Origin of the sequence: Cylindrospermopsis sp. CR12 (assembly GCF_001432185.1) — a bacterium.
GTDB classification, from domain to species: Bacteria; Cyanobacteriota; Cyanobacteriia; order Cyanobacteriales; family Nostocaceae; genus Raphidiopsis; species Raphidiopsis raciborskii.
The window spans coordinates 70,253-85,121 of the sequence record NZ_LMVE01000011.1; the positions used below are offsets into that span (position 1 = coordinate 70,253).

18 protein-coding genes and 1 tRNA gene are annotated in these 14,869 nt (G+C 38.0%); 12 read left to right on the forward strand and 7 right to left on the reverse strand.

Translation table 11 applies throughout. The features are described 5' to 3' along the window. The first annotated feature begins 40 nt into the window (after positions 1 to 40). From glcD to ASL19_RS01305, 6 genes are all read left to right on the forward strand, one after another. Positions 41 to 1,534 (forward strand): glycolate oxidase subunit GlcD, encoded by a 1,494-nt coding sequence (gene glcD, locus ASL19_RS01280; RefSeq protein WP_057177001.1) that lies wholly within the window; start codon positions 41 to 43, stop codon positions 1,532 to 1,534. Between the two features lie 2 nt (positions 1,535 to 1,536). Then, positions 1,537 to 1,728, forward strand: coding sequence for an RNA-binding S4 domain-containing protein (locus ASL19_RS01285; protein WP_006276096.1), 192 nt, complete (start codon positions 1,537 to 1,539; stop codon positions 1,726 to 1,728). 72 nt (positions 1,729 to 1,800) lie between these two features. After that, positions 1,801 to 2,061 carry a hypothetical protein gene (locus tag ASL19_RS01290; RefSeq protein ID WP_057177002.1) on the forward strand — a complete coding sequence of 87 codons (261 nt, stop codon included), beginning with the start codon at positions 1,801 to 1,803 and terminating at the stop codon, positions 2,059 to 2,061. A gap of 329 nt (positions 2,062 to 2,390) precedes the next feature. Then, the gene (locus ASL19_RS01295) at positions 2,391 to 3,629 is read left to right on the forward strand and encodes a glycoside hydrolase family 10 protein (protein ID WP_057176969.1); all 1,239 of its coding nucleotides are present in this window, start codon (positions 2,391 to 2,393) and stop codon (positions 3,627 to 3,629) included. 37 nt (positions 3,630 to 3,666) lie between these two features. After that, positions 3,667 to 4,266 carry a hypothetical protein gene (locus tag ASL19_RS01300; protein WP_057176970.1) on the forward strand — a complete coding sequence of 200 codons (600 nt, stop codon included), beginning with the start codon at positions 3,667 to 3,669 and terminating at the stop codon, positions 4,264 to 4,266. 120 nt (positions 4,267 to 4,386) lie between these two features. Then, positions 4,387 to 5,184: a DUF2993 domain-containing protein gene (locus ASL19_RS01305; RefSeq protein ID WP_057176971.1), complete on the forward strand. Its 798-nt coding sequence runs from the start codon at positions 4,387 to 4,389 to the stop codon at positions 5,182 to 5,184. Between the two features lie 68 nt (positions 5,185 to 5,252). Here the strand turns inward: ASL19_RS01305 and ASL19_RS01310 are convergent. Beyond that, positions 5,253 to 5,326 (reverse strand) — tRNA-Arg (locus ASL19_RS01310). 40 nt (positions 5,327 to 5,366) lie between these two features. On the opposite strand from ASL19_RS01310, the gene moaC reads away from it, so the two are divergent. Together moaC and ASL19_RS01320 are read left to right on the forward strand one after the other, a co-directional pair. Continuing rightward, entirely contained in the window at positions 5,367 to 5,861 is a 495-nt protein-coding gene (gene moaC / locus ASL19_RS01315) for a cyclic pyranopterin monophosphate synthase MoaC (protein ID WP_057176972.1), read from the forward strand. 112 nt (positions 5,862 to 5,973) lie between these two features. After that, positions 5,974 to 6,300, forward strand: coding sequence for an STAS domain-containing protein (locus ASL19_RS01320; RefSeq protein ID WP_057176973.1), 327 nt, complete (start codon positions 5,974 to 5,976; stop codon positions 6,298 to 6,300). Here the strand turns inward: ASL19_RS01320 and ASL19_RS01325 are convergent. The 3 genes from ASL19_RS01325 to ASL19_RS01335 all read right to left on the reverse strand — a co-directional run bounded on the left by ASL19_RS01325 (position 6,297) and on the right by ASL19_RS01335 (position 9,310). Beyond that, positions 6,297 to 7,430 (reverse strand): PP2C family protein-serine/threonine phosphatase, encoded by a 1,134-nt coding sequence (locus ASL19_RS01325; RefSeq protein WP_006276088.1) that lies wholly within the window; start codon positions 7,428 to 7,430, stop codon positions 6,297 to 6,299. The two genes, ASL19_RS01320 and ASL19_RS01325, sit on opposite strands and share 4 nt — an antisense overlap. Positions 7,431 to 7,646: 216 nt before the next feature. After that, positions 7,647 to 8,432: a DUF1350 family protein gene (locus ASL19_RS01330; RefSeq protein ID WP_006276087.1), complete on the reverse strand. Its 786-nt coding sequence runs from the start codon at positions 8,430 to 8,432 to the stop codon at positions 7,647 to 7,649. Positions 8,433 to 8,596: 164 nt separating this feature from the next. Further along, on the reverse strand, positions 8,597 to 9,310 hold the full coding sequence (locus ASL19_RS01335) for a hypothetical protein (RefSeq protein ID WP_057176974.1): 714 nt from the start codon (positions 9,308 to 9,310) through the stop codon (positions 8,597 to 8,599). Positions 9,311 to 9,496: 186 nt separating this feature from the next. On the opposite strand from ASL19_RS01335, the gene ASL19_RS01340 reads away from it, so the two are divergent. The 4 genes from ASL19_RS01340 to ASL19_RS01355 all read left to right on the forward strand — a co-directional run bounded on the left by ASL19_RS01340 (position 9,497) and on the right by ASL19_RS01355 (position 11,629). Continuing rightward, positions 9,497 to 9,766, forward strand: coding sequence for a hypothetical protein (locus ASL19_RS01340; RefSeq protein ID WP_235528894.1), 270 nt, complete (start codon positions 9,497 to 9,499; stop codon positions 9,764 to 9,766). A 97-nt stretch (positions 9,767 to 9,863) separates the two neighbouring features. Beyond that, positions 9,864 to 10,223: a YtxH domain-containing protein gene (locus ASL19_RS01345; protein ID WP_057176976.1), complete on the forward strand. Its 360-nt coding sequence runs from the start codon at positions 9,864 to 9,866 to the stop codon at positions 10,221 to 10,223. Between the two features lie 14 nt (positions 10,224 to 10,237). After that, positions 10,238 to 10,645 (forward strand): hypothetical protein, encoded by a 408-nt coding sequence (locus ASL19_RS01350; protein WP_006276083.1) that lies wholly within the window; start codon positions 10,238 to 10,240, stop codon positions 10,643 to 10,645. Between the two features lie 174 nt (positions 10,646 to 10,819). Next, positions 10,820 to 11,629, forward strand: coding sequence for a TPM domain-containing protein (locus tag ASL19_RS01355; RefSeq protein WP_006276082.1), 810 nt, complete (start codon positions 10,820 to 10,822; stop codon positions 11,627 to 11,629). A gap of 113 nt (positions 11,630 to 11,742) precedes the next feature. Here ASL19_RS01355 and ASL19_RS01360 read toward each other — a convergent pair whose 3' ends face one another. The 3 genes from ASL19_RS01360 to queG form a co-directional block, all read right to left on the reverse strand. Then, positions 11,743 to 13,095 (reverse strand): C1 family peptidase, encoded by a 1,353-nt coding sequence (locus tag ASL19_RS01360; protein ID WP_057176977.1) that lies wholly within the window; start codon positions 13,093 to 13,095, stop codon positions 11,743 to 11,745. 126 nt (positions 13,096 to 13,221) lie between these two features. Then, positions 13,222 to 13,878, reverse strand: coding sequence for an HAD-IA family hydrolase (locus tag ASL19_RS01365; protein WP_057176978.1), 657 nt, complete (start codon positions 13,876 to 13,878; stop codon positions 13,222 to 13,224). After that, positions 13,853 to 14,827, reverse strand: coding sequence for a tRNA epoxyqueuosine(34) reductase QueG (gene queG / locus ASL19_RS01370; RefSeq protein ID WP_057176979.1), 975 nt, complete (start codon positions 14,825 to 14,827; stop codon positions 13,853 to 13,855). The genes ASL19_RS01365 and queG overlap by 26 nt, the downstream gene beginning before the upstream one ends. Positions 14,828 to 14,869: the final 42 nt, after the last annotated feature.

Genomic DNA, 14,869 nt, shown 5'->3' on the forward strand with positions numbered 1-14,869 from the left:
AATATAATGTGAGAAAATGGTGCTACCAATAAAAGAAACTATGCTGAATAAAACTCAAGATAAAAAAGAAATAGATTGGAAACCAATTATTAAAGAATTCATAGCCGTGCTAGGTGAAAAAGGTGTAGTTCAACGGAAAGAAGAACTAATAACCTACGAATGTGACGGTTTAACCAGTTATCGTCAAAGACCAGCGGTGGCAGTTTTACCCCGCACCACTGAACAAGTGGCAGCAGTAGTAAAGATTTGTAACCGGTATTCCATACCCTTTATTGCCAGAGGTTCGGGAACAGGGTTGTCTGGTGGGGCTTTGCCATTAGAGAATTCAGTATTAATTGTCACTTCTCTCATGCGGCAAATTCTCAAGATAGATTTAGAGAACCAACGTGTTATTGTCCAACCTGGAATTATCAACAGTTGGGTAACTCAGGCGGTTAGTGGTGCAGGTTTTTACTTTGCCCCGGATCCTTCGAGTCAAATTATCTGCTCTATTGGTGGTAATATTGCGGAAAATTCTGGAGGTGTACACTGTTTAAAATACGGTGTGACTACTAACCATGTGTTGGGTCTAAAAATAGTTCTTCCTGATGGGTCAATTACTGATCTTGGCGGACAGATTCCGGAAATGCCCGGTTACGATTTAACGGGAGTATTTGTGGGTTCAGAAGGAACTTTAGGCATTGCTACGGAAATTACCCTGAAAATCCTCAAAACTGCCGAATCAATTTGTGTATTACTAGCGGACTTCACCAGCGTAGAAGCTGCTGCAGCTAGTGTGTCTGATATAGTGAGTGCGGGTATAATTCCCGGTGGTATGGAAATGATGGATAACATTAGTATTAATGCTGTAGAAGATGTGGTAGCTACTAATTGCTACCCCCGCGATGCAGCGGCAATTTTATTAGTAGAGGTGGATGGATTAGCAGTAGAAGTTAATGCTAATAAACAAAAGGTGACAGATATTTGTTTAAAGAATGGAGCGCGTAATATCACAGCTGCATCGGACCCGGAAACGAGATTGAAATTGTGGAAAGGTAGAAAAGCTGCTTTTGCTGCAGCAGGTCATATCAGCCCAGATTATTACGTTCAAGACGGGGTTATTCCTCGCACCCAACTACCTTATGTTCTCACAGAAATTGAGGCTTTAAGCCAAAAATATGGTTATAGAATAGCCAATGTTTTTCATGCAGGAGATGGTAATTTACATCCTCTGATTTTATTTGATAATTCCATACCAGGAGAATTAGAAAAGGTGGAAGAAGTGGGAGGAGAAATTCTCAAGTTATGTGTGAAAGTTGGTGGTAGCATTTCTGGAGAACATGGTATAGGCGCTGACAAGAAGTGTTATATGCCAGATATGTTTAGTGATACGGATTTAGAAACTATGCAATGGGTAAGAGAGGTTTTTAACCCTCAGAGCCTAGCTAATCCAGGGAAAATTTTTCCCACACCGCGTACCTGTGGAGAAGGTGCAAAAGCATCTTCAAGTGCACAATTTTCTTCACAACTTTCACCTCATATAGAAAGGTTTTAAACATGATTAAACTCGATCAGTTTTTAAAATTCTTAGGCATTGTCTCCACTGGTGGTCAAGCCAAAATTATGATTGTTAATGGTGAGGTGAAAGTTAATGATATGATTGAAACTCGAAGGGGGAGAAAATTACTAGTTGATGATATAGTAACTGTGACTGGGAAGACTTTTAAGGTAGGAGATATTATTTCCTAACAGTTTCCCAATTTTCCCAGACCATAATCAGGAATCATGCTGAAATTACCTATGACTATAGATCAATCAAATATGAGACTAATTAAAAAATCTGAAAAGTTGCTTCTAGAACAGCTCAAGAACACGGAGGTGCAGGAAGAAAGTTCTGAACCTGATATTACAGATAATTTGGAAGACCTACTTCCAGAATCAGGCCTAATTGAAACCGATAGTTTTTACATCAATTACATTCCCCTGCGAGATAATGCCATAGTTTATTCTGTTGGTAATACAGGTTGGCAGGTTTCCGAAATTTGGAAAGAAATCAGATTGGATGATTTCTATCACAGTTAAGAAGAACAGAGCAAGATATTTACTCACCCAGGGAGTGAGGGCATAATTTATCTTGAGTCCCCCCCCTGGAACCTTAAAATGTCGAAAAAGTATCATATATATTTTATTAAGTAGGTGGGTGGAATTAAATATAAGATGAACGTAGGTTGGGTTGAAGTATGAAACCCAACACCCCCATCGGTTACGCCATGGCCCCTACAAATAATTGTGCCTCCCTACTTACCATATTAATAAATTAATCTTGTTTATAAATTAATCTTATTTTTAAGTCAGCACACCCACACATAGGTTAGCATAGTAATTTCATGAGATGATAGTATGATGATATCATGATCAGTCGTTTGTTTAACCTGTTCATTGCTGTAGGGTTTTTATTCAGTGTTATTGTGTTTTCTGTTGCTTCTAATTCCGTTGATTTAAAAACAACAAATAATCCTCTATTAACAGAAATTAGAGGAGTTTGGTTAACCAATGTAGCCAGCGGGGTACTTTTTGTACCTTGGGGTATAGAACGAGCTATTAATCAATTAGCAGAACTCAATTTCAATACGATTTATCCTGTAGTTTGGAACAGAGGCTACACTTTCTACCAAAGTCAAGTTGCCCAATCGGTTACAGGTGATATTACCGAGCCATTCTTGAATTTTATGAATGGGGGAAATGATGTTTTGAAAAAAATAGTTACCTTGGGCAAAAAGAAAAATTTAACCGTGATTCCTTGGTTTGAATATGGGTTTATGACTCCACCTAATTCTAATTTAGCTAGACTGCATCCAGAATGGTTAACTAATGGTCGAAAAGGCGTAAATTATGTAAATGCCAATCTGCGGGAAGATATTGACAGTTCCAGCATTTTTAATCAACAACTATGGTTAAATCCTCTCCATCCTCAAGTGCAAAATTTTATTCTAGATTTAATTTTAGAAGTGGTTAAAAATTATGATGTAGATGGTATTCAAGTAGACGATCATTTTGGAATGCCTGTGCAATTTGGTTATGACCCATTTACAGTTAAGCTATACCAAAAGGAACATCTAGGCAAAATTCCTCCCTCAGACCCTTTCAATTCTGAGTGGATGAGTTGGCGGGCAAATAAAATCACTAGTTTACTGACAAGAATTCGTGGGGAAGTGAAGAAGATTAAGCCCCAAGCTAAAATATCTGTTTCACCTAATTCCCAGGATTATGCCTATAAATACTATCTACAAGACTGGCAAAATTGGGTCAAGAAAAATTTAGTCGATGAGTTGGTTTTGCAGGTCTATCGAGATGATAATCTATCTTTTATTGCCGAAATTCAAAAACCTGCAGTTCAATCAGCTGTGAAAAAAATTCCTGTCAGTATTGGTATTTCTTCAGGTACTCTAACCAGTCCTGTTAATATTCACAGTGTTAAACAAAAGGTGCAAATTGTACGAGATAGTCGGTTTTTGGGTTTTTCTTTTTTTTACTGGGAAAGTCTCTGGGGTTACATCTCCCCTGAATCACCTCAACAAAGACGCAGAACGTTTTTAAAAATCCTCGAACATCCAGCTGTTAGACCTGTTTTCTTTAGGAAAATACAATGAAAAATTTCAGCCAACAATCTCTCACTACATAATCAAAATGACCGAACCACTACAACTCAAGAGTCACAAATTTGCAGATCTCTGTTTTATATCAATATGGAGTTTTACAACCCTAGCTAGTTTTCTCCTCAGTTTGCTAGTAGTTGAAGTCGGTGAAAAATCTGATTTGGAAGTTGTAGATGCGGCTATTGGTGGGTTAGCAATCGCTATTCCCCAAAGTTATCTTCTAAGAAAAATTATTCCTCCCTTAAATTGGATTATATCAACAGTTTTAGGATGGGTGCTAATTACAGTCATAGGTATTGGTACAATGGGATGGTTTGTCTTGTCTACACATACCTTATATAATCGTGTTTTAATTAGTATGATTGATTCTGGTATTGGTGGTTTAGTTATTGGATTGTCACAATCCTGTTTAGCCATTCCCCCATCAGTTCCCCAAAAATGGTCATGGGTGTTTGTGAATGCTATTAACTGTATCCTAGGCTTTACTATTGGATCTCTAATTGGTATTTTAACTGGTAAAAGCTCATTTTTAAGTGAAGTATTTGGTTTGAGCATTGGATGGTTAATAGTGGGAATTCTAACTAGCATTAGTGCGAACAGGTTTTTAAAAATAGATGAGGCCAAGTACTAGTAATATAGTCAATCTTCTCCCTCCCCACTCGAATTTTTGATTAATAATCCCGGGATCTCTTGCATAATTCTTCACAATTTGTTACAAAAATATAAAGAACTTCTAGAGACCCAGAATCTAATGTTAAGCGGACTTGCTGGTTTAACAGATCCCAAAGGTAGCGACTGGGGAGAGCGAATGCTCAATACAGTTGCCAGTCAAACGATTCGCCACTTATTTACCCAGAGCGAGTCAGTAGAAGTCCTTGTGCGTTGCTATCCTTCCAGCAAACTTTTGCAGGGGAGTATTGATAGCTTTAAGATGAGTGGACAGGGCCTAGTTATCCGTAGAGACTTCGCTATAGAGGAAATGTGTTTTGAAACCGATGCTGTGTCTATTGACTTTAGCTCGGTTTTAAGTGGCAAACTTAAGCTAAAACAACCCACACAAGCTGTGGCACAGGTAGTATTATTGGAATCAGGTATCAATCATGCTTTTAAGGCTGAATTGGTGAAAAAGCGTTTAATAAACCTTTCTGAACCAGCTTTAATGGAAATATCTAATGGTGAACCAGTTTCCTTTCCTGAAATTAAAATACAGTTATTACCTGAAAATCGCTTACATCTTATAGCTAAAGCTGACATTAACAATGGCGAACTTGTACCATTAAGTATGACAATTAGTATCAGTATTGAAAAACGAAGACGGGTTTCTTTCAAGGATGCCAGATTCCAATTAGATGAAGTACCATATCAACAGCGAGAAATTTCTCAAAGATTAGGCGCAGCTCTGGTCACGATCTTAGATGGGATGGTAGACCTAGACCGTTTTGATTTAGATGGGGTAAAAATGCGGTTAAATCGTTTAGAAACCCAAGGTGAAAAGTTAATTTTTAGTGGATATGCGGAAATAGACCACATTCCCCAAAGTGGGTACTAAAAGAATAACCGACCATCGTGGTCGGTTATCCTACAAGTGGGAATGGTTGGCATCAGGTACACCCAAAACGGGCGAGGAGGGATTCGAACCCCCGACACCGTGGTCCGTAGCCACGTGCTCTAGTCCACTGAGCTACACGCCCCTAATTAACTTCTACTATAGTAGCATACCCTTTAGAAATTATGCAAGAGTTTTTGCCAAAATCTTCTGATCTTTCTCATCTCACCACCCAGGGAGAGGTGCAAATGGTTGATATATCAGGAAAAATCCCCACAATTAGGGAAGCGATCGCAATGGCCAGGGTGCGGATGTTACCAGAAACTCTGGCTGTGATTGAAGCGGGCAATGCACCAAAAGGGGATGTGTTAGCTACCGCTAGAATAGCTGGCATTATGGCTGCTAAACAGACCCCAAATTTAATTCCTCTTTGTCATCCTTTACCTTTGCAAAAGGTCACAGTGGAGATTAGACTAGATGAGCAACTACCCGGGTATGAAATTCATGCCACAGTTAAAACCAAGTCAGAAACCGGTGTAGAGATGGAAGCTCTTATGGCTGTTTCTGTAGCTGCTTTGACTTTATATGACATGGCTAAAGCTTTAGAAAAGTCTATTCAAATCCAATCTATAGGTTTAGTGAGTAAAACCGGTGGTAAATCAGGTTCTTGGCAAGGTTAAGCCTCTAATTTTTATAAATGATATTGAATTAGCGTATTGAATTTTCTTGCTTGTTATATACTGGAGAGAAAACAGCCAAATTAATATCAAATAGAGTAAATACAAAGTAATTATGAGTAAGCAAGTACAAACTCTCACCCTTACCAAAAATTTAAATTCTGAAAGTGCATTAGAATTTCAGAGAAATATTGCCAAAATTGTAGAGAGTAAAGCCGAAGTGGTTTTAATTGATTGTCAACATATTACTTTTCTAGACAGTCGTGGTTTAGGATATCTAGTGTTGGCTTTTAAAAATTTACAAAAAGCGGGCATTAAAATGGTACTCTGTTCCCTGAGTGAACAAGTAAGAATGATATTTGAATTAACCAGTATCGATGAGATATTTGAAATATTTGCTACCCAGGATGACTTTCATCGCGAATTGGTGAATAAGACCTAATCAAATTTAATCTGGATGATGGCTAGGTCATCATCAAAAATTTCTTTGGAGTTTAAACTAACCAAATATTTTATTACATATTCAAGTTGGGATTTAGGTAGATTATGGGATCTAACTAATAATTGAATAAACTCCTCTAAACTCCAAAGAATTCCATCAAAATTAGTAATTTCATAAGCTCCATCACTGAAAATATAAAGACTACTTAATTCTCCAATTTGACAAATTTCATCCACATATTTAGCTTGGCAAAACATACCAATGGGCATACCCGGGGTTTTGAGAAGTGTTATATCAACATTAGGAGATTTTGGTGACAGTAAAACTGCTGGTGGATGTCCTGCACTAGCATAGGTTAATTGTCGATTTACATGGTTATATACACCATACCAAATTGTGAAGTACTTCTCGGTTTTATCATCAGTTTGAAAAGCATCATTTAAAGCTGATAATACCTGACTAGGTTGATAATAATTTACTCCTTTAAGTGCGCGAGAACGAAGTAAATTTAACACAGAAATTGCCGGGAGAGTGGCCCTAAGTCCATGACCAACAGCATCCAATAGATAAATTGCCAGGTGATCACCATCTAACCAATAATAATCAAAACAATCTCCTCCTAATTTTCGAGAAGGTAAGAACATATAATCAATATTCACTGGTTGATTAATAGGTAGTGGTAAAAGAGACTTGACGTAGTCTGTAGCTTCTGACAGCTCGGTTTCTAACAATAGCTTTTGGGTTTGTAAATCTCGATTTAACTGATGTAGACGTAGTCCAGCTCTAACTCTAGCTTGTAGTTCATTTTGTTCAATGGGTTTCGAGATAAAATCATCTGCTCCTGAGTCTAGTCCTTTAACCCGATCTGATACTGAATCTAAGGATGTTAATAAAATAAAAAATGTACTGGATAAATTTGGGTGATTTTTAATAAAATTACAGACCTCTAAACCACTTAATTCAGGCATCATCCAATCACAAATAATCAGAGCAGGAGGAGAAGCAACAGCTTGTAAAATTCCCTCTCTCCCATTACTGGTTGTGATAACTTGATAATGCTGTTTTTCTAAGATCCTTTTGAGAAGGATTTGGATTGAAGAATCATCATCAATTACTAAAATTTGGAACATAAGGTTTAGAAGATTTATATCATCAGTATTCTATTTAAGTAGGGAGGCACAATTATTTGTAGGATGGGTTGAGGAACGAAACCCATGCGGGCGTTGGGTTTCATACTTCAGCCCAACCTACGTTCATCTTATATTTAATTCCACCCACCCACTTACATTATGTCCACAAATTAGGAATCTAGAATGAAAAGCTGATAAAAACTTGAGCTATTTATGTTAATCCGATAAAGACTCTAGAGGGTTAAGCCAGAATAGCATTACTTTTTGCAGCTGGTGTAAATCTCTATAAACCTCTTGTTTAAACCATTGAGCTATAGCATCTAGGGGAGTAAAGGAATTTCCTGATTGCCATTTAATGTCTTGACCTAAAGGAGTTGTGTGGTTTCCGGAGAGAGTTTTTACGGTAACCATTTGAGAAAAACGGTTTTTTAAAATTTTCGTTAACTCTGCTGATTGATCTAAATTGTCATTGTGGAATTTGATTAATAGGTTGCGTCTAATCTGATAGGATTCTTCGATAATTTGATTAGTTTCTGTGGGTGTGGGACTAAATTCAATCATTAAATCACTCATGAGGGTAGAATTTAGTTGCTCCACTAGAGGAATAGCGTCTTTAGCAGTGTAGTTATTAAAGGAAATCAGAATATTACCCGCTCGCTCTACTTCAAAAAGACTGCCAATCAATAATTGCAGCTTACAACCCATGCTGTGTCCAACTCCATAAATTGGTAAGTATAATTTATGTAATTCCCCATAATAATGTAGACGTTCCAAAGTCCTTTCAAAGTTCAGTAGAACTGATTGGGCGATCGCCTGGTGATCTAGTCCATTGACAAATGGTGTGGCAATTATGACGTAACCTTTGTTAGCAAGCTGCTCTAATAACCAACGGTAGGTCAAATGGGGTGCACTAGCGACAAATGCACCTCCCAAAAAATGAATGATTCCAACGGGGTGACGGGGAACAATTACCCAATTACCTCTTATTTCTTTCCATTCCATCGGATTCTCACCTGATTATTCTGTTTCTATAAGTAGGGAGGTGCAATTATTTTTATATTTAATTTCACCCATCCACTCAGTATAGCAATAGTCATTGAAAGTTGACAAGTGATTAACTAGCTAATTACCTTCTATTGCGCAAAGTAGATAAAGAATCTTTTAGACTAGTCTTGTAGTTTTCTCATTTCTTGCTTAACATCCATAGCAATTTGTAATGCTTCATTTAGCAACCGGTCGTGTTCTGCTGCCTTTTCACTAACTTCCATAGTGCTTAAACTGGATAAATTGTGGGTAAACAGATCCGAATTAGTTAAGATAAACGCTTTATTTTCTCGCAAAATTCTTTCGGTTTTCAACGCTCTGACTAAATCTAACTTGGTGAATTTTAGAGATTTAATCACTTTATCTCTGTTTTGTATACCTACTGCTGGATTACCTGCTGCTTCTATTTGATCATTAATATTTATGGCATGAATAATGGAATTATATCTGGAAACGTCATTTAATAAGACCTTTAGGGAGCTAGTCATGTTCTTCTTGAAGAAGCGGGTTTTGTACTTCCACCACAAATATAACACCCCCTGACTAACACCACTTAGCCAAACCAGGGTTAAAATAAGTAATATCCATGATGGTAAAGTAATCCAAGCTACTAAATCTTTAACTAACCAATCGAAAAGCAAATATGTAAAAATTAGAACAGAAGAGCTAATAAAAACCACTGTAGCTCCCTCAGAACCCTGAACTTTGTCCAGTAATAACTTCCCCAACTGGTAGAGGGAATCGGTTATAATAGGGAGTTGATTATCTACTGGTAAGTTAGTTAGGTCTTGCAATTCTTTATCTGTAATTCGCAGACTCTTCAAATCGTCACGCACAACCCCTCCAACTCTACCAACTTAGGACTGATCAAATTATTAATAACTCTTGTAGATTTGTCAACAAAACTGTGAACTGTGGTACATTAATTGTTGGGTTTCCAGTACCTAAACAGCAAAAACACTAACCACAGCACCATGATAACCATAGTCATAGTTTTCCTGACTAATATCGTGATTTCACTGATGCTAGTATACCTAGCTTGGCAAATGTGGCAACTTAAACACAAGTTGACAATAATAGCCAATAATCTAGAAAGTAGGGAATCAGCTAGTTATGGGGTTCTAGCCACAATACGGGATAATATTAATGGAGAACGAGAACAAATTTATCATTGGAGACAAAAGCAGCAAATGCTAAAACAGCAACTTCAACAAGCTTGGCAAACCTTTCAACTGGTGAAACTTCTTACCACATCCGCTTGGAGATTATTAGCTCAGAAAGTGCAAAAATAGCCCATTCAACCCTAAAAGAATTATACTGTTCCTATCCCTAGCTCAAGACTGGGAGTTTTTCGCAAATTTCTGTTATAAAGAATTAAAATGTCTTAAAATGTCTAATAATCGTTCCGGAATATTTATTGGTGGTGTAATGCTGGGAGCTACAATTGGAGCTTTAGCAGGCTTGCTTGTTGCACCCCGTACAGGCAAAGAAACCCGTAAGCTCTTGAAAAAATCTGCGGATGCTTTACCAGAATTGGCAGAGGATATATCCACCAGTGTGCAAATACAAACAGATAGACTCTCCGCTAATGTAGTTAGAAACTGGGATGACACCTTAGATAGGTTGCGAGATGCGATCGCATCGGGAGTAGAAGCTACACAAAGGGAAAGAGAGTCATTAAAGAGAGTAAAATCTCATAATGCTGATGAAAATCCAGATCATCTCCACCAAAATCCAGAAAGTCTATAAATTATAGTGTCACCGTGATTGATCCTTTATTTTGGCTGGGACTATCTTTACTATTAGTAGCTACTAGTCTAAGTGTGGTATTGGTAGTAGCCATACCTGCTGTACAAGAATTAGCACGAGCTTCGCGCAGTGCTGAAAAGTTCTTTGATACTCTTTCTAGGGAGTTACCCCCCACCCTAAAAGCTATCCGCAATACGAGTTTAGACATCACAGATTTAACTGAAGATGTCAGTGATGGAATTAAAAGTGCGGGTCAAGTAGTTAGACAAGTAGATCAAGGTTTAAATACTGCTAAAAAGCAAGCTGATAATGTGCAAATTAGCACTCGCAGTCTCTGGGTTGGTGTGAGAACTGCCTGGAAAACCTTTACCAATCAAGGATCTAATAAACGTAGCCTACAGGGAATCCGCACCAAATCATGACTCAAGCTATACGTATATACCCCATAACTGGCAATTTTTGGGAATATTGGTTTTTGATGGTTTAAGGTGATCAGATTAGGGTAAAGTAAACAATTGTAAAGAAATATCACTTTTCTCGTAACCTAAAAATAGCAGTTGTTTACTCTCACCTTTAATATTCGTATAGAAAATTCCATGCAGCGTTCTTTTTGCCAAAAAATTCTAGTATCCATTGCAGTCTTTGTTTTTGCTGCATCCATTTGGGTAACGAACTCACCATTAGCTCTAGCTTATGAAAATCCCGATTTGCTACCTGATACCTTTACCCCAGTAGTTGACCTAGCCAAAACCTTACCTGATCCACAGGAAGAAAAGTTAGTAAAGGAATTAGAGCAGTTTGAGGTGGATACTGGCTGGAAGTTGCGGGTATTGACTCAATATGACCGGACTCCAGGGAGAGCAGTAATTAAATACTGGGGACTAGATGATAAAAGTATTCTCCTAGTTGCAGATGCACGTGGTGGTAACATTCTGAGTTTTAGTGTGGGAGATGCAGTTTATGAGCTCTTACCGCGTACATTTTGGATTGAATTACAAACTCGTTTTGGCAATCTCTATTTTGTGAGGGAGAATGGTGAAGATCAGGCTATTTTACAAGCACTAAATTCGGTGAAAGGTTGTTTAGCTCAGGGGGGTTGTAATGTGGTTCCCGGATTACCCAAAGAGCAATGGATACTTACCCTCATTACCTCAGCTATTGGCGGGATAATTTGCGGATTTGCAGCCCAACCTCGCAATGATAAACAAGTGTTTGCTTGGCAATGGGCGTTAATTTTTTCACCGTTGTGGGGAATTTTGTTTATTGCTTTTGGTATTGCTCCTGTGATTACCCGTACCAGTGATTGGGTTCCCTTGGTCCGCAATATTTCGGCCTTTTTGATAGGTCTGTTGGTGGCTTATCTTTCCCCCGTTTTTAGCCGTCCTGTTTCTAGGAATGAGTCTTAAATTTAGGAATGGTGAAGTTGTTCATTTTTTCCTCACGCTGAATTTTTCCATAATTTCAGTGTTTGTATTAATGATTGAATTTCACCATGCCACCAGTTTTTAAAAACTATAGTCTAAAAAAGGCTATCAATGGTTTCGTAGTCATACTCTGCTATAACTTCATTAAAAACTGCTGTAGCTGTATCTCCATCTAGTTCTAAATCCCCTGCTAATTGAGACCAATATTCATATTCTTCATCGGTGAAGTATTCGTCAGCAATAGCAAACTCCACAGACATTTGAAAAGCTTCTATTGCTGCATCTTCAGCAAGAATAATTTGTATGGCAGCATTATATAGCATTTCTAATCCACCAATTTCTACCAGACTATCAATTTTTTCTTGCAGCAGTTCTGTGTCAATCTCATAGGTTTCATACAGTCCCATCAATAACTCTGATTCTTCCTCAGACAAGTCATCTACAGACGCACCACATAAACAAATTACTGCGATCGCTTCTACTAGTGTTAAATAACAGCTTTCCTCTTCTTCTTGTTCCTCTTCCTCATAAAATTCTTCGTCAAAATCCTCATCCTCCTCCACCCAAACATCAGCAGTTAAATCAAAGTCTGTTGTCCCTTTAATTTTCCAGCATTCAAAGCAGAGGTCTGGGTTGGTCATATACTCATAAGGAATATAGCAATATCCTGAGTCCCCCCATTCCTCACCCCAGGAATTCCGGACAATAAATACTTGAGCACTATCCTTATATCCAACGCAAAGCATAGCGTGATTCCCATGCTGTTCTCTACCCTCATCACTATTTAGATCTGGCATAGGAACTCTCCCCTGGGCTGTAACACGATCAAAAGATTTAAATAAAACTAGCCCAAAAATAAAAGGATATCCTTCTGCTAAGCAGTGCTTCATTGAGTATATGTCAGGATTAACTTGCTCTGGAGTTTCCCATTGAAAATCCTCAATACTAGTTAGTTCTGCAGCTTCACTGTAAGCCTCATAACTAGGTTTGGTATTGACGTTTTTAACTTTGCCATTTTCTGCTATATGATAACTCCAAGTTGACTCGTGACAAATACCCTGCTCTTGCAAACTAACCAATGCTAAGGAAATATTGCTTCCCTGGTCTTGAATTTTATCACCACCGGAAGCCTCTATTCCTAGCAATCGTGCATTATAATATACAAAAAGACGACTGAAATCAACATCTTTGCCTAGACGGTTCATTATATACTCATAGCCACCAACAACTGCATTGGCTGTACAACTGTTGGCACCTGCTTGATTTTCTACAGGGGTCATAAAGGGACGGAGATCCACCTGTGGTGGTAGTTCTTCTTCGCTAAACCTCTGTGTATCGTAGAGTTGAGAACCAGGAATTCTTGAAGGGGAGGAGCTACAACCGCTCAGTGCTCTCCATTCACCTGTTTTGCGATCTACAACGTAGGATAATACAGCTTTTTTAGACATAAACTCTGATGTGGATTGCCCACAAAAATAATTATCAAAATTCTATATTAGGTATGCTATGAAATGTCACACAAAAAATTTGTAATTCCTCAATAATTCCCTGGTAGATTCTATAACCTCATGCTTTTAATTTGGACTAGGTTCAGCAAATGAATGATTAATCGCTTCCAGCAGTTCCCTGGGATGATCAATCAAAAAGTCAGGATTTTCCCTAGCTAGTGCTTCAGGAGAATTAAACCCCCAAGTAACTGCTATAACTTGCACATTGGCTTTTTTAGCTGCTTCTATGTCTCTGGTTTCATCACCTACATAAATGACAGTCTGGGGCTTAATTTGTCTTTGTTTAATTACACTACTCATGATAGTATTCTTACCAAAAATTGTTACCCCCGAATGAACAAATTCAAATAGATTGTCCAACTGATGACACTTGAGAAATTCATGGACATTCTCTTGTGCATTAGAGGTAATAATCCCTAATTTATATCCCTGATTACTTAGCTCTCTTAGTGCTTCAGGAATTTCTGGTATGGGTTGTAAATCCTTGATTTTATTTTTTAATTCTCCTTTCACTCTTTTAACTAAAAAGGGTATTTTAAATAGGGATACACCTGAATACTTAATAATTTGTCTAGCAGTTAAATTTCTTAATAGTTTTAATTCCTTAGCAGATATTTGCATATAGCCAAACTCCCGGGCTAGACGATTAGCAATTGTTACCAAAGCGTCTAATGTATCTGCAATTGTGCCATCAAAGTCAAAGATGATTACTTTTTGAGTCATTATTTAGTTTCAATGTGGTAAGATTAGCACGGGCATTTCTACGTAACATTTTTGGTTTAATCCGTCTCAAAGCTGATGCAGTAAATTTTTCATTCCACTGCTCATCAGTGATCTCCGATAATTCTAACAGCTTGGGTGCTAAATTTCCAGGATAGGGATGAAAATCTACCACATCTGTTACCTGGGAAAACCGCTGATTCCAAGGACAAACATCTTGACAAATATCACAACCAGCAACCCATCCTTGTAAATTTCTTTCTATGTTTATTGGCAGGGTTTCTCCTCTATTTTCAATAGTATGATAGGCAATACATTTATTGGCATCTACAACAAATGGCTGGGTAATTGCTTGTGTTGGACAAGCTTCTATACATCTGTTACAAGTACCGCAGTGTTGGGTAGCTGGAGTATCTCCCTCTAATTCTAGATTAGTTAATACTTCACCTAAAAATACCCAGGAACCATATTCCCTAGTAATCACATTACCGTTTTTGGCAATCCAGCCAATACCCGCTTTCTCAGCCCAAACTTTGTCCTGTATGGGTCCTGTATCCGCATAATATCTGGCTTTTATACCCTCACCCTGTGATTCTAACCAGGTGGCTAATTGTTTGAGCTTTTTATGCAGAATTCTATGATAATCTCTCCCCCACCCATAACGGGATATCTTCCCATACTCTCCCCCCAGGGGACGGGAATGGGGTGTATAATAGTTTATCGCTACACAAACGAGCGATCGCACTTCTGGCATGAGTAATTTTATATCTTCCCGTTTTGGATTGGTCATCCAATCCATGTCAGCATGATAACCCAGACTTATCCATTTCCTCAACCTTTCCTTTTCTTTACTCTCCACCCCCAATACAACTGCGACACCAACTTTATGGAATCCTAATTTATAGGCTTTTTCTTTAATGGTATGAGTACTTAAGCTAGTTAAAGAGGACATGTGGAGACAGGAGTTAGGTAGTTTGATTATACAACAGATAAC